Origin of the sequence: Prevotella nigrescens (assembly GCF_031191185.1) — a bacterium.
Lineage (GTDB): Bacteria > Bacteroidota > Bacteroidia > Bacteroidales > Bacteroidaceae > Prevotella > Prevotella nigrescens.
Genome location: NZ_CP133464.1, coordinates 403,174 through 420,041, shown reverse-complemented (window position 1 = coordinate 420,041; position 16,868 = coordinate 403,174). Strand labels below are relative to the sequence as shown.

Genomic DNA, 16,868 nt, shown 5'->3' with positions numbered 1-16,868 from the left:
TACCAAAGGCGGTAAGGGCACAACTCATCCTCCCCATAACCTGCAGGTACCAAATGGTTAAAACAAAATGGAACGTGATAAACCGTATCCATGCTGTGTGGAAAACACAACATCGCTTTGCGTATTCGAGGACGCCATGGCACGATGGACAGAGCCTTACGGCATTGCAACTGCCACGCCATATCAACGAAATGACTTTGCCACTAAACAACCCCGACTTTGCGAAAGTGGTTCTAACAAAAAACAATGTGTGCGTCTTTACATTGCAAAAGAGCCTGTTTTGCGTGGCAAAACAGGCTCTTTTGTTGTGTAAAACAATAGGTTTTGGAACGTATTGCAATGGAGCTTACAATGCGCTTTCGAACTCTTTGAGAAAGCGGACATCGTTTTCGGAGAACAAACGGAGGTCGCTCACCCTATATTTCAGGTTGGTTATGCGCTCCACACCCATGCCAAAGGCGTAACCCGTGTACACGTTCGAGTCGATGCCACAAGCCTCAAGGTCGTGAGGGTCTACCATTCCGCAACCCAAAATCTCTACCCAGCCAGTGTGTTTACAAAATCCGCAGCCTTCGCCACCGCATATATTGCAACTTATATCCATCTCTGCACTGGGCTCCGTAAAGGGGAAGTAGCTCGGACGGAGACGTATTTTGGTGTCTGCTCCGAACATTTCGCGGGCGAAAGTAAGCAGAACTTGCTTCAAATCGGCAAAGCTGACGTTCTTGTCTACATACAGTCCTTCCACCTGATGGAAGAAGCAATGGGCACGCGCACTGATGGCTTCGTTGCGGAAAACACGTCCCGGGCAGAGCACACGGATAGGCGGCTGGTGGGTAGACATATAGTGCGCCTCGTCGTTAGAGGTGTGACTGCGTAGCAAGACATTCTTCGTTACGTCCAAAGAGTGCGAACGCTCTATGAAGAAAGTGTCCTGCATGTCGCGAGCAGGGTGGTCGGCAGCGAAGTTGAGCATGGTAAACACGTGCTCGTCGTCGTCAATCTCCTGTCCCTGATAGAGTGTAAAGCCCATTCGTGCAAATATATCTATAATCTCTTTCTTTACCAATGTAAGCGGATGACGGGTACCCAAGCCAACAGGATAGGCTGTCCGGGTAAGGTCTATGTCGCTGCTCTGCGCCTCGTTTGTTTCCAACTGTTCGCGCAAATCGTTTATTTTGTCTTGTGCAAGCTGCTTCAGCTCGTTTATTTTCATGCCTACCGTCTTCTTCTGGTCGGCAGCTACGTTGCGAAATTCGCCCATCAAGGCATTTATTTCGCCCTTCTTGCTAAGATATTTCAATCGAAGTTGCTCTACGTCTTCAGCGTTTTTAGCCGATACGCTGCTCATTTCTTTTAGTAGTTTTTCTATCTTTTCGAGAATCATAACACTTGTAATTTTCGTGCAAAGGTACAATTTATAATCTGAAAAGAGAAGCACTGGGATAGAAAAATATTGGTTCTTACAAGCTTATTATAAAATAAAAGTAGTACATTTGCAGCGGTTTTAGAAGCCATAAAAAAGAATTTGAGAATATAATTAGAAAATATGAGAAAAGCAATTTTACTCGTTGTTGCCTTGTGCGCAGCCATGGTATGCGTCACAACAGGTTGTAACAAGAAGAAAGTAGAGCCGGCAGACTCTACAAAAACAGCTGTAACAGACACGACAGACACCACCAGCAACGTGGATTCGGCAACAGAAATTATTGCAGAAACACCAATGCCAAAAGCTGCCGACCAACTTTTCGACGACTTTTTCTTCAACTTCATTGCCAACAAAAAGCTGCAACGCAAGCGCATTGTGTTCCCATTGCCCGTTGAAACCAACGGAAAAGTTACGAAACAGATAGCGCGCAATCAGTGGAAAATGGACTACTTCTTCCGTCCGAAAGGCTATTATACGCTGATTTTCGACAACGCAGGTCAGGCAGAATATGCCAAATCGACCAAGCTCGACACGGTGATTGTGGAGAAAATAAACCTGAACCAACGACTGGTAGAGCAATATTGCTTCGACCATCAGGACGGCAAATGGAAGATGAACAAGATAAACAACATCGGATTTGCACAGAAATACAACGCCTCGTTCCTTGATTTCTTGAGCAAATTCCTTGCCAACGACGGACGAGGAAGCATAAAAGACCCACTGCCATACGTTGGCATAGACCCTAACGGAGAAACTACGAACAAGGTAAACACTACTATTCCAGCATCGGAATGGAGCACGTATCTGCCAGAAGTGCCGAAGAACAACATCTATAACATTCTTTACGGACAGAAATATGGGGAGAGCAAGAAGAAAATTCTTGTGTTCCGAGGACTCTCCAATGGCATTGAAACACAGTTAGAGTTTAAAAAACGAGGCAAGAACTGGCGCTTGGAACGCATTATTGCCTACTAAAAAGAAACCGAGACAAGCTGAATGAGACGATGACAGACGAGAAAGACTACAGCCTGCTCAGGCATAACACGTTCGGAATTGATGCGAAATGCAAACGGTTTATGGAGTATGGCTCGGTGGAAGAGGCGCAGGCGGTGGTTGGAATGCTTACCGAAACCGACCGTCCGCTACTGATTTTGGGTGGAGGAAGCAACCTTTTGCTGACCGGCGACTACGATGGAACGGTGTTGCACTCGGGTATTCGCTTTCTCGAACAGACCGACGAGTGCCACATTCGCTGCGGTTCGGGCTACGTCTGGGACGATGTCGTGGCTTATTGTGTGGCAAACGGACTGTACGGAGCCGAGAACTTGTCTGTCATACCCGGCGAAGTAGGTGCCAGTGCCGTGCAGAACATTGGCGCATACGGCGTTGAAGCGAAGGACTTGATAGACTCTGTGGAGGCTGTAGAGATTGAAACGGGGCGCATTTGCCGCTTCATGAACGCTGAATGCGCCTATAGCTATCGGCAAAGCAAGTTCAAACATGCGTGGAGAGACCGCTTCCTGATTACTGCCGTTACCTACAAGCTCTCTAAGACCTACGCTCCGAAGTTGGATTATGGCAACATTCGTGCGGCATTGGCAGCAAAGGGAATAGGCAACCCCACGGCAATGCAACTTCGTGAGACCATTATTGAGATAAGAAACGCCAAGTTGCCCGACCCGAAAGTATTGGCCAATGCTGGTAGCTTCTTCATGAATCCAGTGGTTCCAACACAAAAATACAACGAGTTGGCACGGCAATACGAGGGTATGCCCCACTATACCATCGACAGCGAACACGAAAAGATACCAGCAGGTTGGCTCATAGAACAATGCGGTTGGAAAGGAAAAGCATTGGGTAGAGCTGCCGTTCACGACAAGCAGGCATTGGTATTGGTGAACCGCGGCGGCGCAACGGGCAGCGAAGTGGTGCATCTTTGCGAAACCATTCAGCACGACGTAAGGCAGAAATTCGGCATCGACATAAAACCGGAGGTGAACATTCGCTAAACAAATACTATGAGACTACGCTTTTTAGGTACCGGAACTTCTAACGGAGTACCCGTCATTGGCTGTACATGCAAGGTGTGCCAAAGCACCAATCCCAAGGATAAAAGACTGCGCACGTCGGCACTGCTCGAAACCGAAACCACACGCATACTGATAGATTGCGGCCCCGACTTCCGCCAGCAGATACTTCCTGTGCCTTACAAAAAGATTGATGGCATTCTGATAACGCACATTCACTACGACCATGTAGGGGGTATCGACGACCTGCGACCCTTCAGCTGGCTGTCCGATTTGGAAATATATGCCGACAAAGACACCTGCAAGGGGCTGCGCCACAACTTTCCCTATTGTTTCAAAGAGCATCTTTATCCGGGTGTCCCCAAGCTAAACCTGCACACTGTCGTACCTCACAAGGCGTTCCCGATAGGCGATTGCACGGTTACACCCGTCGAAGTGATACACGGAGAGATGCCCATTATGGGCTATCGCATCGGAAACTTTGCCTACATTACCGACATGAAGACCATCAATGCCACGGAATTGCCTTATCTTGAAGGCGTAGATACGCTCGTGGTGAATGCGTTGCGTTGGAAAAAAGAGCACCATTCGCACCAGCTGATAGCTGATGCCATAGCATTTAGCCGTGCCATCAATGCCAAGCGAACCTACTTAACGCATCTCACACACGAGATTGGCTTGCACGAAGAAACACAACAACGTCTGCCGGAAAACATCTTCTTCGCCTACGATGGTTTGGAAACAGATGTGTAGAAGTGTACGGACTGTCAGGCAACAACCATGCTGTGGCACTTGTTCCATAGTATTTTCAGTTATCAGAGTACCGTTCGCAACACTCCATATCCTTTATATCATAATGTATCTGAATGCGAACAGAATACTAAAAAATATGTATTTTTACGCAATTACTTGTAGAATTAGTTTTTTTTCTCTACTTTTGCACACAATAAAAATATTGTGCAATGACGTGAATGGTCGGCATTTCAGCGCAATATAAGGAAGAATTTAAGGAGAAAAAGAAATGTCTATTTCGAAGACAAGACAGATGTTTGTAGACGTAGCAAGGCAGATTTTTGCCAAGAAAGGTATTGCAAACACAACAATGAACGACATTGCGGAAGCCTCAGGCAAGGGGCGCCGTACGCTGTACACCTATTTTAAGAGTAAGGAAGACGTGTACTATGCCGTTATAGAAGCCGAACTGGAACGCCTGTCGGACAAGTTGGACGAAGTGGCATCGAAGCGGATACCACCTCACGACAAGATTATAGAACTTATTTACACCCACCTCAGCATGATTAAGGAAACTGTTATGAGGAACGGAAACCTCAGGGCAGAGTTCTTTCGAAACATCTGGATGGTGGAAAAGGTGCGCAAAAACTTCGACGAAGACGAGATAGAACTCTTCAGAAAGGTATATACGGAAGCAAAGAACGATGGCGATTTCGACATTGACAACGTAGATTTGGTTGCCGATATAACCCATTATTGTATTAAAGGACTGGAAGTTCCCTTCATTTATGGGCGACTTGGGCACGGCTTAACCGAAGAAAGCAGTCGTCCGCTCGTAGCAAAAGTAGTGTACGGAGCACTCGGAAACAAAATGGGAAAAGGCAAGACAGACTGCAACACCTATTAAAAAGCGGTTCAATACCTATTTTACGTAGGTGCAATTCGTATCGTTTAAGACTACGGAACGTACATCATTAAGATACCAAACCTGCCAAAAACGTAGATATTAAAAACATAAATAGAAACAGATTATGGGATTATTAACGGGTAAGACAGCCCTCATTACAGGGGCAGCACGCGGAATAGGCAAAGCAATTGCGATAAAATTTGCAAGCGAAGGTGCCAATATTGCATTCACCGACCTCGTTATCGATGAGAACGGAAAGGCTACTGAGGCTGAAATTTCAGCACTCGGAGTAAAGTGTAAAGGCTATGCCAGCAATGCTGCCGACTTCGCTCAGTCTGAAGAAGTAGTGAAACAAGTAAAAGAAGAGTTCGGAAGCGTAGACATTTTAGTCAACAACGCCGGTATAACCAAGGACGGATTAATGCTCCGTATGTCTGAAGCACAGTGGGACGCCGTCATTGGTGTCAATCTAAAAAGTGCATTCAACTTCATACATGCGTGCGTTCCGGTCATGATGCGCCAACGCAATGGCAGCATAATCAACATGGCAAGCGTTGTGGGAGTACACGGCAATGCGGGTCAGGCAAACTATGCGGCTTCTAAGGCGGGCATGATTGCACTCGCAAAGAGCGTGGCTCAGGAGATGGGACCAAAGGGCGTGCGCGCCAATGCCATTGCTCCAGGCTTCATTGACACCGCCATGACACAGCAGCTTTCTGAAGAAATCCGCAAGGAATGGACTTCCAAGATACCATTGCGACGCGGAGGCACTACCGAGGACATAGCAAATACTGCGCTATACCTTGCATCTGACCTCTCAAGCTACGTCTCTGGACAGGTCATTCAGGTCGATGGCGGTATGAATATGTAATATTCCTTTCTAATATCTATCCCCCTTGCTCTTATGGGTAAAGGGGCGATAGAACTTTTTAAACGATGCAAGTTCTTTACGAAGACAACCACATTATTGTCGTCTACAAGCAAAGCGGAGAGATAATACAAGGCGACAAGACGGGCGACAAGCCTCTCTCGGAAACCATTAAAGCGTGGATTAAAGAGAAATATGCCAAGCCTGGAAATGTGTTTCTGGGTGTTGTGCACCGCTTAGACCGTCCCGTTTCTGGGTTAGTTGTCTTTGCGAAGACATCGAAAGCGCTCTCCCGACTCAACGATATGTTCCGAAATGGCGAAGTGAAGAAAACATATTGGGCAATGGTTCAGACGGCTCCCGATGTACCGGAAGCCACACTAACCAACTGGTTGGTACGAAACGAGAAGCAGAACAAAAGCTACGCGTACGACCACGATGTGCCGAACGCAAAGCAAGCCATACTGAAATACAAAACCATAGGACACACCGAACGCTACACTTTGCTCGAAATAAATTTGCTTACTGGGCGACACCACCAGATACGTTGCCAGCTTGCAGCCATTGGTTGCCCCGTTAAAGGCGACTTGAAATATGGTGCACGCCGCTCCAACCCCGATGGAAGCATATCGCTGCTGAGCCACAAGGTTGAGTTCATACACCCCGTAAGTAAAGAGAAAATAGTTGTAACATCACCTCTACCTGCCGAAAAGGTATGGGACGACTTCAGATAACACCCACACAAATGACTACTCCTCCCCTATTGAAACGCTTTATAGCATGGCTTCAACAGCTGTCGTTCCGCACCGGAGTCATCGTTCTTTCCATGTGTGTGTTGTGCTATATCACATCGTTTGCACAGGCAATCCTCCCCATTTCCGTAGCTGCAAAAGGTATTTTGTGGGCAGCATTCTTCGGATTGGCTAAGGCACTGCAATACAGCGGACTTGCTATTTTGGGCGTAGACGGCTACAAACGATTGAAAGCGAAGCTGAAAAGGTAGTAATTACAGATATGAATAAGCGAAACACCGTGCAGTTGCAACAACCACAATCGCATGTTTCGCTTTTTTGTTTTCCCCAAAAGGTCTTATAATATTTGCCTTACTTTCTTGCAATCACCGAGCCATTGGCTTGATGTGTCGCCAAAATCAGCACCTCAGCTATCTGGACATGAGCCGGAGCACTGGCTGCATAGAAAGCAACATCGGCAATATCGTCGCCCGTCAGTGGCTTCACTCCTTTGTAAACACTTTCTGCACGAGCGTCGTCGCCATGGAAACGCACATTAGAGAAGTTGGTTTGAACCAGTCCCGGCTTCAAGTTTGTTACACGCACATCACTTTCTGCAACATCAATACGCAGTCCGTCCGACAAAGCTTTTACTGCCGCCTTCGTAGCGCAATACACATTTCCGTTTGCATAAGCCGCATCGCCAGCCACCGAACCAATATTAATAACGTGTCCCTCGTTGCGTTCCACCATACCCGGAACTACAAAACGAGTCATGTTCAGCAATCCTTTAATGTTGGTATCTATCATGGTATCCCAGTCATTGAAGTCGCCTTCATACTCTTTGTCCAAGCCCAATGCAAGTCCGGCATTGTTTATCAGAACATCTATCTTAGCCCATTTACCCTTCAGAAAATCTACTGCCTTTCGTGCAGATTCGCGTTCGCACACATCAAACTGCATTGCCAGCACTTCTGCCCCCATGCTTTCAAGCTCTCGTCTTAGCGCATCGAGCTTCTCTCCCCTGCGTCCGGTAATGATGACATTGTATCCACCACTTGCAAACTTGCGTGCGCATGCTTCTCCAATGCCACTCGTTGCACCCGTAACCATTACGATTTTCTTTTCCATGTATTATCTTGTTTAAGTTGCGGCATAGTGTTTCCACTACACCTTTATATTAATTGTTTCATCTCGGTTCTGCCCTCGCACAATGTGCAACAGACAGAACAGACAACAAAGGTAATGGATTTTATTTAGTCTGCAAAATTAATTTATACGCACTTCTCTACTTTTTTATCAGGTATAATGTTTACTTATGTTAAAACGAACCAATTTATCAGTAATATTATCCGAATGTCTTGCATATCTAAAAATAAATATCTACCTTTGCACTCGCAATTCAGGAACGAGTAAACGAAACTTATTTTATAATTGCAAACGGTTAATATCGCGGGTTGGAGCAGTTGGTAGCTCGCCAGGCTCATAACCTGGAGGTCGCATGTTCGAGTCCTGCACCCGCAACAACAGAAATGAAAAGTCGTCTTAATCAAGGCGACTTTTTTTGTTTTTGGTGGTCAGTGCACGTGGCATTCAATGTGTTTTTATGAAGGGACACTCGCAATTTATGAAGCCTAAAGCTACTAATTCTCCTATAAATCCTAAATTTCATAGAACACATGGAGGAATTATTGGGCTTGTCCACCCCATCAAGAACGTTTGTAACCGTCTTTATATTCGTCTATTTCTATATATATGAATATGTTGTAGCTGGCAAAATCGGCTCGCATATTCCGTTCAATGTCGTTAACTATGGCAGACGACTGCGCCTCGAACTCGGGTTTTAAATCTATTTTCGCCGTAACCAATATGTCTGTAGGACTTAAATGTATGGTCTTTACATTAATCAACCTACTTACTTCGGCACGATTGAAAGCTGACTTTATACGCACCAAGTCTTTTGTTGTAACGCTTTCGCCAATAAGCAGACTGTAAAACTCGCGTGCCAAAAAGAGGGCTGCACCGCAAAGCAACAATCCAATTAACACACCAGACAGGGCATCATAGAACGGATTATTGGTGAAATGGCTAAGCAACGTGCCACCAAAAGCTATCAGCAAGCCCACAACGGCACAACTATCTTCAGCAAAAATTATAAGAATTTCGCTGTGGCGGCTTTCTCGCAGAAATTTGTAAAGCGACAAGTTCTCCTTGTTAAGTGCTTCTATTTCCTTTAACGCAACACGCAAGCTCACAGTTTCTACAATCAGTCCGAACACCAATATCCCCATTACAAGCCACGTGTTTTCTACACTGTGCTCGGGGTGGAACAACTTTTCGGCAGCTTCCATGATTCCCAATGCACCACCGGCAAAGAACAACATCATGGCAACTACCATACTGTAAAAGTATTTTGCACGAGCCTGACCGAACGGGTGCTTGTCGGACACCCTCGCTTCAGCTTGCTTATTGCCCACAAGCAGAAGTATTTCGTTGCCACAATCTACTATACTGTGTATCGATTCGTTCAGCATGGCAGCCGAACCCGATGCCGCAAAACCTATAAACTTAGATATTGCCACCAGCACATTAGCACCCAAAGCGGCAATAACACTCATCATTCCACCCTTGTTTTTCTCTTGCTCCATCTCTGTCTGTTAAGTAATTCGGTTCGTTCTGCGTTGCAAAGTTACCGAAAATTTTATCCAAAAGTCGTTTCCACATGTTAGTACAAGGTCATCTGAGGACTCTGAAATACCATAATTCTTGTGCAATCTTGCTTTTTTGTGAAACTGCATACAATACATGTAGTTATTCTTTCAGTTTCATTCGCCTCCAAATCCAGTTCGGAATACGTCGCCACATGGCTGTGAAGACACACCAGCGACCATCGATTATGCAGACGTGGCGCTTCCTCTCTATGGCTTTCATAATGCTGTTCGCTACATCATCTGTCTTCATCAGCATGGGGAAATGAGAGGAATCGGGCAATAACGGAGTATCTACGAAACCGGGGCGAATATCCGTGAAGCGAATGTTAAGATGATTATTGGCTGCCAACTGTTCCAAGGCTTGCAGGTAGGTGTTCTGCATTGCTTTCGTAGCACTATAGGCAGGAATGGTCCCTATGCCTTTTGTGCCTGCCACGGAAGTGATGCAGACAATGTGTCCGCCACCATGCTTGGCAAGATAACGATAGGCCTCGCTCACCATTCGTACGAATCCGAGTCCATTGGTTTGCATTGTCTTCATCTCCTTTTCAGGCTCTAAGGTCGGATTCTTCCACCCAATTCCTGCTGCATGGAAATAAAGATCGAGCCCTCCTATCCGGTCTGCAAGCTGGGAGAGTGCCTCGTCTGCCTTCTCGTTGGTTACATCAATCTGCGCTGTGAAGACGCGTTCGGGCGCACAGTTCTTCAGGTCTTCCAACTTTTCCTTGCGGCGTGCTGCCACTCCAACCGTCCACCCTTGCATGATAAGAAGCCTTGCCACCTCATGCCCGATGCCACTGCTGGCACCCATTACAATAGCTCTTTTCATAGTCCGAAAATTGATTTGTTACTTGTTTGTCAGCTTTCAATCTGTAAGTCGTTGTTTTACAAAGATAATAAAAAAGTATCAAACAACCAAAAAATCGTTCGTCTTTCGTTTCTCGGGAAGTGTGTCCAGACGTTTGATTCCTTGAAATAGCAGGCTATACTGTCTATAAATGGGGTGAATTTGCGGGTGTGCGACACGTTGTGCCAATCGCAGCTGGCGAGGGAATAGACTACAATGGGGTAGCGTTTGGCATGCGACATGGCAACGTAGAACCTGCAGGAATCTTCTTGGTTCTGCTTTTTGATAGTGTTCTGCTTGTTCGGATAGCGTTCGGAGTTATGCTTCTACCGTTTAAAACCTACGGGTTTTGCAATGTGCTGGCAACGAGAGGAAGCAGCATAGGCACACGAGGGGCTGTCCAATCGAGGGTGAGAGAAGGATAGAGTCGTTACTGCTTTACTGCAACTTCAGCTCTGTTTCGTAGTATGCGTTATTGAAATCGAAGTTGTCGAAGTCGGGAACGAGGCGGAGTTGTGCGTCGATGGTCTTGCCGTTTGCCGTATGCAGGCGTAGTTTCTTACTCATTTCCGCACCTTTTCCACTATGGAAGATGAGTTGGTCGAGGGCTTGCTTGGCATCGTTTACCTGCGATGGAGCAAGTTGAAGGACGCTGAAATCGGGGCGACCGAACTTAATCATGCCTCGCGTATGCAGCCATACGCTGCCATCTTCGTTGTCCGATTTCAGCACAACTACATGTGTCTGCGGGTCTGTTTCCTTTTCGAAGTAGCGGGCAGACCACTTGCTTGCCGGCTGCAAGTCGAGCGTCAGCAGGTCGAAGACGCCTATTCCGCCTTGTTCGATGAGTGCCTGAACCAGCCCGATGGTGTTTCGCAAATAGTCTGAACCGCCGTCAGTGGCAATCCGTCCGCGCAGAATGGTCCAGCAGTCTGTGTCCTTGCAGGTATCGTACAGTGTAGCATCGTGTTGCCGGAACACCTTTTCTATCGTTCCGTTCAGCAGCCAGTCCATTCTCTCTCCGTGTTCTTGACGATTCAGTTGTTCTATTTCCAATCCATGCGGAATAGTGTCTACATGGTGTTTCGTACGAGAAACGACTAACTCTGATGCGTCAGAACCAAACACTATATAGTATAAAAGCGGCTGATATTTATCGTCAGTTTCCATAAGCCTCAATATTCAGTGTTGTTTATCTAAGCTTTACGGTTTGTCTGCCTGCCCTGACAATAACAGGGTTCTCGGTGTTCAGCGGCAGAACAGCCCCAGTGTTGTGAACCGTAACCTCGCTTATTAGCTGACCATCAAGCGTGTAGACCTGTACGAGCGTGCCGTCAGGAACATCGTTAACGTGCACTTCGTTGTCCTGACGGTATATGTTTGATGTGGCAAACTGTGTGGTAGAAATATCTGTTGCAGCGGCAGGCATCTCCTTGAACTTCTTGAATTTCTTCCATGTCGGAGCACTTTTATATGCCGCGAGCGTACCTTTCGGAACATGTATGGTGGGCTTGTCAAAGTCGTTGAAGCTATATTCGTGAGCCTCTGGCGGGGTTGTTGAAAAGCAGTAGACATCGGTTAGCTGCTTACAGAACATGAAACAGCCTTTCCCTATGCTCTTGATGGAAGCCGGAAGGTATATGTGTTTCAATGCCGTACCTTGGAAAATAGAAGGTTCTAACTTGTCCAATTGATTTGAAAGACGGACTGAATCGAGCTGTAAACAGTTGAAGAAAGCTGACGGACCGAGGTCTATAACCGAGTTCGGAATATCGATCTGCTTGATTGCCGTAGCCGAGAATTCCATGCCGCCAAGGTATTTCAGCGTACTCGGCAGCGACACTTTGCTGAGCGAACGGCACCCTGCGAAGACCCCATCACGCAGTTCTCTGAAGCCTTCCGGAACGGTTACGCTTCGGATATTCGTCAGCGAGAAAGCCCCATTGACTATGACGGCGAAACGCAACGGCAGCACAAGGTCGCCCTCCAACTGCGACTCTGTAAAGGCTCCCGCCCATATAGCGGTAACGCTCTGCGGTATAAAGTCGATGCTTCTGATGCCACTTTTCTGGAAAGCGGCATCGGGAATGTGATCCAATGTGCCCGTAATGTGAGGCTTGATGAGCCTTTCGCATCCTTCAAAAATGTGTGAACCGATGGCGCGTGCATCTATGGTTACGTTCTCCAAAGCCGTACATCCAGAAAAAAGATCGTTGCCATACATGACGTCCTTGCCCAAGCCTACGAAGGTCTTCAGGTTCGGACAATTCATAAAGGCGGTGCCGCCCACGGTGCGATACGAGGCTGGAATGGTGACGGACTGTATATCGGGGTTGCCTCTGAACGTGCGCTCTTCGAGCTCTTCCACAGTGTAAGCCTTTGCCTTACCGAACGGTTTGAGACTTGCCTCCTTCGTTGTGCCGTCGTAATAAACTTTGTCGGGCAGTGTCATGTTGCGGTCGGCACGGTTGCAGAACCACAGCGAGAGTGCCGTTCTGTCGCGGTTGAAATGAAACAGAAAGCCTCCCGCACGCACCACTTCGTCTGCCTCGTCGCCACCAGAGGTAGCCGCAACTGCCATAACCGAGCATGCAACACTGAACAACAGTACAAGCACTGCACTAAATAATCTCTTTTTCATCGTCATTTTTATTATTTGAAAGCAAAATTACAAAATATTTCCTGGAAATCCAATTGTGCGGAATGGTTTTCCAATATTTTTTTGCCTGCTCTGCAGTTCCTGTTTGAAATTCACCTTGTTGCATGACTCATAAGACACGACTGCATGGTTGGTGTAATGCGCAACACGCACTTTCTGTCTTCTTCCTGCCATATACGGTTTCTGCATAAAGATACTTTTGTCTCCTAATGAATATCCGACGGGAAAACGACAGCAGCGTTTTGGCTTTGCAAAAGATATTGTTTTGCAAGACGAAAGAGCCTGTTTTACCATGCAAAACAGGCGTTTTTATGAGGCGAAACAATGGTTTTTGTTATGTATTGATAATGAAATGGTTACACCATGCTTTCCGTTCGGTGGATTTCTTGCACCATTGCTTGCTTTTCTTCATATATATGCAGAATTGCGAAATGGCGGCAAGTATTAGGCAAAGGGTAGGTCGGAAACTGATTTTTCCCTATTGTTATTGTTTTTATCCTATTTGTTTCCTGCCATCGTCTAACGGCGTTCGGCTATCTTGAACAGTGTTCCCGTAGGGCAGACGAAGCGGCAATAGGGGCGGGCAACGAAGAAGGAAAGTAGCAAAAAAACTCCACCGAGCGCCAGGACAAACACCGAAGCCGTCTGAAAGATGAAGGCAGAGAACACTTCGTAGTCCATCCACTTGAACCAAATGCCGGAAAGTGCAAGCACCAACAGCACTGCAAACAAGAGTCTACGGGCAGCATTGAGTGCTTTAACCGTCTTTCCGTCCATGCGCCACTTCCTGTTTTTCGTTTTCGCAGCCAGGTCTTGGAGCGAGCCACACGGACAAATGTTCGTGCAATAATAGTTCTTCTTGCCAAAAAGCGGATAGACAAAGGCAGTGACTAACATAAGAACAGGTACGAGCGAAGCCCAGAAATTAATGCCGCTTGACACGAAATTGACGAACAGCGACCACGAAAGGAACGTACCACAACCGAAGCCCAGCACCACAACGTTTAGCAAAAGCTGCACCGTGCGGTAGTGTTTGTTTCGATAGAACAGCGGAACAATGGCACCCAAGAGTACAACCAAGAGTGCCGAAACGGTTTTTGCATTGAGGTCCATCTGCTCCAGAATGCTTGGCTCTACGGCTTTTTGCGAAGCGTAAGCCAGTCCGCGCCTCATGTTTCCGATGATTCCGCGCGACGAGAAGGTAGCTCCACTGACGGCATCTACCTTCAATCGCAGTGCTTCGTCTATGGTCTTGCCGTTCCATTTGGCAAGCAATGGCTTCGTTTCGGCAAAGAATTCGGGCGTTTCGGCATTCTTTAACGCCTTCACTTTCACTATTTTGTTGTCTTTTACATATATTTCTAACGGCACAGCACCACCATATCCCGTAATGTCTTTACTCAACATGGTGGTATTTATCACCTTTGTTCCGTCATCGAGCGTACGCATCGTGTCTATTCTTGCAGTCTTCAGGCTGTCGGCTTTCGCAGCTTTCAGACTGTTTCCCCATAGTTTTCCATCGCGCTGGACGGCTGCCACCATCAGTATCAGTAGGCAGACAGCGAGCATTAAGACCTGCTGTAGTTTCTTCATTATCAATGTTTTCTATTCTTATTGTATTGTTCTTCCGTTGCGTTTTGTAGCTGTCACAGTTCGCAAACAATTGTACAAAGTTAAAGAAAATATTCGTTTTATGGTGTAATTTCATCTTTTTTAATCCTCCGGGAAAGTATCGTTTGTAATAAAAAAGGGTGTATTTTCGCCCAAATCAATATTTTTTCGTACATTTGCAAGCCCTCGATGGCATTGGCAGGGTGTAGCGACTTGCCGATGAAATTGTGGGCATTATATATACGATAAGGTGAAACAACCTATCAACACATATTGAGAACATAGATCTGAACAATGAAATATATCATTATTCCTGAACGAAAGACTACCCACCAACTGCCTTTTTACTTTGCCGTAGAAGAGTATGTGGCACGCAAATACACCGACGACGACTACTTTATGGCGTGGCGTGTAGAGCCGACGGTCATGCTTGGACGCAACCAGCTGACCGAAAACGAAGTGAACATAGACTACTGCAAGCGCAACGGCATACACATTTTCCGCCGTAAGAGTGGCGGAGGCTGCATCTATGCCGACAAGGGCTGCATGCAGTTTTCGTACATCTCGTTTGCCGAAAACGTGAATAGTGCCTTTGTAGAGTATATGCAGGGCATTGCCGACATGATAAGAAGTCTTGGCATTAACACCGAGCTTTCGGGCAGAAACGATATTCTCGTGGAGGGAAAGAAGGTGGCTGGAAGTGCCTTCTACCGCCTTAAAGGGCGCAGCGTGCTGCACAATTCGCTCTTGTTCAGCACGCAGTTGGAACACCTTTCAGAAGCATTGACACCCGGAAAGGAGAAGTTGCAGAGCAAGGGGGTAGCGTCCGTGCGCCAGCGTGTTGCCAATGTGGGCAACTATACCACGCTCGATATAGAGGCGTTTATGGCTTACGTACGCAAGTATATGTGTGGAAACGAGGTGCTGGAACTTACTCCTGACGACATGAAACAGATTGAAGAGATTGAGAAAGGACTTGCTTCTGACGACTTTACATACGGCAAGAACCCTAAATATACGGAGGTTCGGCAGAAGCGTTTTGCCGATGTGGGTACCATTCAGGCACATATTGAACTGAAGAACCAAAAGATTGTGAACATCAATCTGATGGGCGATTACTTCCTGTCGGGCGACCTTGACCGTGAATTGCTCGACCTTCTGCATGGTGTCAGCTTTACGCGCGAGGCGGTAGAGAAGGCTATCGAGGGCGTGGAAATGGGCAACGTGATTCGCAATTTCACCACCGAACAGTTCTTGCGCCTGCTCTTCGGACGTCCGCCACACGTGATGAAGCCCGATTGGCTGAAGATAAACCTAACCTCAAAGAAGTCGTCTGGCGAAACAGCGGGCATTCTGGCACGCCACCACATGAACACTATCTGCACCAGCGGACTATGCCCCAACCGCACAGAATGCTGGGCAGCACGCACCGCAACGCTCATGATAGGGGGCGAAATATGTACCCGCAAGTGTCGATTCTGCAACACATTGAGTGGACGTCCCAACGCTTTGAACCCTGAAGAACCCCGACACGTGGCTGAATCGATAAAGGCTTTGAACCTTCGTTATGCCGTAATCACGTCGGTAGACCGCGACGATTTGCCCGACTACGGTGCCGAACACTGGGTGAAAACCGTGGAAGCCATACAGCAACTGAACCCTGACACAAAGATAGAACTGCTTATACCGGACTTCATGGGGAAGAAAGAACTGATACAAAAGGTGCTAACCACAAAGCCACACGTGTGTGGACACAACATGGAGACGGTGCGCAGGCTTACTCCATCGGTGCGCAGCGTGGCACAATATGACCGCAGTTTGGAGGTGCTGGCAGAGATTGTGCGTTGCGGAGTGCAGGCGAAAACAGGCTTTATGTTAGGTTTAGGCGAAACGCACGAGGAGATATTGCAGACCATGGACGACATTCTCGCCACCGGCTGCAAGCGTCTGACGCTGGGACAGTACTTGCAACCCACGTCGAAACATCTGCCAGTGAAAGCCTATATCAGTCCACAGCAGTTTGCAGAGTACAAGAAGATAGGATTGGAGAAAGGCTTCCAGCACGTAGTAAGTGGTCCATTGGTGCGCAGTTCATACCACGCTGCCGATACCGTATAGCCATTTCTGCCGTTTGAAAGTTTCCAGTTGCCCGTTATAAAGTGCATCAAGACACGGAAGAACTGTCCAGACCCGTCGCAACCATCAGGCAACAATACACCCGAAGTGTAGGTGTCATTTTACCATGCTACTGCCTTAATAAAACAAAAGAGCCTGTCTTGCGTTCCAAAACAGGCTCTTTTGCCGTGTAAAACAGGCTCTTTTACACAACGAAACAAGGGGTATTGA

General features: G+C 47.0%; 17 protein-coding genes and 1 tRNA gene. 10 read left to right on the top strand and 8 right to left on the bottom strand.

Going from position 1 to position 16,868, the window contains the following annotated elements; translation table 11 throughout:
* Window positions 1–67: 67 nt before the first annotated feature.
* Window positions 68–313: a hypothetical protein gene (locus RDV52_RS01575; protein ID WP_004367757.1), complete on the top strand. Its 246-nt coding sequence runs from the start codon at window positions 68–70 to the stop codon at window positions 311–313.
* Between the two features lie 33 nt (window positions 314–346).
* Here the strand turns inward: RDV52_RS01575 and pheS are convergent, their stop codons facing one another.
* A complete protein-coding gene (pheS, locus tag RDV52_RS01570) occupies window positions 347–1,387 on the bottom strand; it encodes a phenylalanine--tRNA ligase subunit alpha (RefSeq protein WP_004367758.1) in 1,041 nt (346 codons plus the stop codon).
* A 162-nt stretch (window positions 1,388–1,549) separates the two neighbouring features.
* On the opposite strand from pheS, the gene RDV52_RS01565 reads away from it, so the two are divergent.
* The 7 genes from RDV52_RS01565 (at window position 1,550) to RDV52_RS01535 (ending at window position 6,966) form a co-directional block, all read left to right on the top strand.
* Window positions 1,550–2,404: a DUF4348 domain-containing protein gene (locus tag RDV52_RS01565; protein WP_004367760.1), complete on the top strand. Its 855-nt coding sequence runs from the start codon at window positions 1,550–1,552 to the stop codon at window positions 2,402–2,404.
* Window positions 2,405–2,433: 29 nt separating this feature from the next.
* On the top strand, window positions 2,434–3,438 hold the full coding sequence (gene murB, locus RDV52_RS01560) for a UDP-N-acetylmuramate dehydrogenase (RefSeq protein WP_004367761.1): 1,005 nt from the start codon (window positions 2,434–2,436) through the stop codon (window positions 3,436–3,438).
* Window positions 3,439–3,447: 9 nt separating this feature from the next.
* Window positions 3,448–4,209, top strand: a complete 762-nt coding sequence (locus tag RDV52_RS01555) for an MBL fold metallo-hydrolase (protein WP_004367762.1) — start codon at window positions 3,448–3,450, stop codon at window positions 4,207–4,209.
* Window positions 4,210–4,477: 268 nt separating this feature from the next.
* Window positions 4,478–5,095, top strand: a complete 618-nt coding sequence (locus tag RDV52_RS01550; RefSeq protein ID WP_004363488.1) for a TetR/AcrR family transcriptional regulator — start codon at window positions 4,478–4,480, stop codon at window positions 5,093–5,095.
* A gap of 124 nt (window positions 5,096–5,219) precedes the next feature.
* On the top strand, window positions 5,220–5,966 hold the full coding sequence (gene fabG / locus RDV52_RS01545; protein WP_004363487.1) for a 3-oxoacyl-[acyl-carrier-protein] reductase: 747 nt from the start codon (window positions 5,220–5,222) through the stop codon (window positions 5,964–5,966).
* A 65-nt stretch (window positions 5,967–6,031) separates the two neighbouring features.
* A complete protein-coding gene (locus RDV52_RS01540; protein WP_004363485.1) occupies window positions 6,032–6,697 on the top strand; it encodes an RluA family pseudouridine synthase in 666 nt (221 codons plus the stop codon).
* An 11-nt stretch (window positions 6,698–6,708) separates the two neighbouring features.
* A complete protein-coding gene (locus RDV52_RS01535) occupies window positions 6,709–6,966 on the top strand; it encodes a hypothetical protein (RefSeq protein WP_172606462.1) in 258 nt (85 codons plus the stop codon).
* Window positions 6,967–7,066: 100 nt separating this feature from the next.
* Here the strand turns inward: RDV52_RS01535 and RDV52_RS01530 are convergent, their stop codons facing one another.
* Window positions 7,067–7,825, bottom strand: coding sequence for an SDR family NAD(P)-dependent oxidoreductase (locus tag RDV52_RS01530; RefSeq protein WP_004367764.1), 759 nt, complete (start codon window positions 7,823–7,825; stop codon window positions 7,067–7,069).
* 320 nt (window positions 7,826–8,145) lie between these two features.
* Here RDV52_RS01530 and RDV52_RS01525 point away from each other — a divergent pair.
* Window positions 8,146–8,218 (top strand) — tRNA-Met (locus tag RDV52_RS01525).
* Window positions 8,219–8,403: 185 nt separating this feature from the next.
* On the opposite strand, the gene RDV52_RS01520 is transcribed toward RDV52_RS01525, so the two are convergent.
* The 6 genes from RDV52_RS01520 to RDV52_RS01495 all read right to left on the bottom strand — a co-directional run bounded on the left by RDV52_RS01520 (window position 8,404) and on the right by RDV52_RS01495 (window position 14,504).
* A complete protein-coding gene (locus tag RDV52_RS01520; RefSeq protein WP_004367765.1) occupies window positions 8,404–9,342 on the bottom strand; it encodes a cation diffusion facilitator family transporter in 939 nt (312 codons plus the stop codon).
* A gap of 163 nt (window positions 9,343–9,505) precedes the next feature.
* On the bottom strand, window positions 9,506–10,234 hold the full coding sequence (locus RDV52_RS01515; protein WP_004367767.1) for an SDR family NAD(P)-dependent oxidoreductase: 729 nt from the start codon (window positions 10,232–10,234) through the stop codon (window positions 9,506–9,508).
* Between the two features lie 456 nt (window positions 10,235–10,690).
* Window positions 10,691–11,422 carry a hypothetical protein gene (locus RDV52_RS01510; protein WP_004367770.1) on the bottom strand — a complete coding sequence of 244 codons (732 nt, stop codon included), beginning with the start codon at window positions 11,420–11,422 and terminating at the stop codon, window positions 10,691–10,693.
* A gap of 22 nt (window positions 11,423–11,444) precedes the next feature.
* Complete coding sequence (locus RDV52_RS01505) at window positions 11,445–12,893, bottom strand: leucine-rich repeat domain-containing protein (RefSeq protein ID WP_004367772.1); 1,449 nt, start codon at window positions 12,891–12,893, stop codon at window positions 11,445–11,447.
* Complete coding sequence (locus tag RDV52_RS01500) at window positions 12,874–13,017, bottom strand: hypothetical protein (protein WP_155812042.1); 144 nt, start codon at window positions 13,015–13,017, stop codon at window positions 12,874–12,876. Before RDV52_RS01500 ends, RDV52_RS01505 begins: the two co-directional genes overlap by 20 nt.
* 413 nt (window positions 13,018–13,430) lie before the next feature.
* The gene (locus tag RDV52_RS01495) at window positions 13,431–14,504 is read right to left on the bottom strand and encodes an FMN-binding protein (RefSeq protein ID WP_004367778.1); all 1,074 of its coding nucleotides are present in this window, start codon (window positions 14,502–14,504) and stop codon (window positions 13,431–13,433) included.
* Window positions 14,505–14,816: 312 nt separating this feature from the next.
* Here RDV52_RS01495 and lipA point away from each other — a divergent pair, with 312 nt between their 5' ends.
* Window positions 14,817–16,640: a lipoyl synthase gene (gene lipA / locus RDV52_RS01490; RefSeq protein ID WP_004363460.1), complete on the top strand. Its 1,824-nt coding sequence runs from the start codon at window positions 14,817–14,819 to the stop codon at window positions 16,638–16,640.
* Window positions 16,641–16,868: the final 228 nt, after the last annotated feature.

What these genes read in the sequence shown, in the direction of transcription:
- lipA (WP_004363460.1), top strand. Translation starts at nt 14,817, where the DNA reads ATGAAATATATCATTATTCCTGAACGAAAGACTACCCACCAACTGCCT.
- RDV52_RS01500 (WP_155812042.1), bottom strand. Translation starts at nt 13,017, where the DNA reads ATGCAACAAGGTGAATTTCAAACAGGAACTGCAGAGCAGGCAAAAAAA.
- fabG (WP_004363487.1), top strand. Translation starts at nt 5,220, where the DNA reads ATGGGATTATTAACGGGTAAGACAGCCCTCATTACAGGGGCAGCACGC.
- RDV52_RS01555 (WP_004367762.1), top strand. Translation starts at nt 3,448, where the DNA reads ATGAGACTACGCTTTTTAGGTACCGGAACTTCTAACGGAGTACCCGTC.
- RDV52_RS01495 (WP_004367778.1), bottom strand. Translation starts at nt 14,504, where the DNA reads ATGAAGAAACTACAGCAGGTCTTAATGCTCGCTGTCTGCCTACTGATA.
- RDV52_RS01530 (WP_004367764.1), bottom strand. Translation starts at nt 7,825, where the DNA reads ATGGAAAAGAAAATCGTAATGGTTACGGGTGCAACGAGTGGCATTGGA.
- RDV52_RS01565 (WP_004367760.1), top strand. Translation starts at nt 1,550, where the DNA reads ATGAGAAAAGCAATTTTACTCGTTGTTGCCTTGTGCGCAGCCATGGTA.
- RDV52_RS01575 (WP_004367757.1), top strand. Translation starts at nt 68, where the DNA reads ATGGAACGTGATAAACCGTATCCATGCTGTGTGGAAAACACAACATCG.
- RDV52_RS01515 (WP_004367767.1), bottom strand. Translation starts at nt 10,234, where the DNA reads ATGAAAAGAGCTATTGTAATGGGTGCCAGCAGTGGCATCGGGCATGAG.
- RDV52_RS01535 (WP_172606462.1), top strand. Translation starts at nt 6,709, where the DNA reads ATGACTACTCCTCCCCTATTGAAACGCTTTATAGCATGGCTTCAACAG.
- RDV52_RS01520 (WP_004367765.1), bottom strand. Translation starts at nt 9,342, where the DNA reads ATGGAGCAAGAGAAAAACAAGGGTGGAATGATGAGTGTTATTGCCGCT.
- RDV52_RS01510 (WP_004367770.1), bottom strand. Translation starts at nt 11,422, where the DNA reads ATGGAAACTGACGATAAATATCAGCCGCTTTTATACTATATAGTGTTT.
- pheS (WP_004367758.1), bottom strand. Translation starts at nt 1,387, where the DNA reads ATGATTCTCGAAAAGATAGAAAAACTACTAAAAGAAATGAGCAGCGTA.
- RDV52_RS01540 (WP_004363485.1), top strand. Translation starts at nt 6,032, where the DNA reads ATGCAAGTTCTTTACGAAGACAACCACATTATTGTCGTCTACAAGCAA.
- RDV52_RS01550 (WP_004363488.1), top strand. Translation starts at nt 4,478, where the DNA reads ATGTCTATTTCGAAGACAAGACAGATGTTTGTAGACGTAGCAAGGCAG.
- RDV52_RS01505 (WP_004367772.1), bottom strand. Translation starts at nt 12,893, where the DNA reads ATGAAAAAGAGATTATTTAGTGCAGTGCTTGTACTGTTGTTCAGTGTT.
- murB (WP_004367761.1), top strand. Translation starts at nt 2,434, where the DNA reads ATGACAGACGAGAAAGACTACAGCCTGCTCAGGCATAACACGTTCGGA.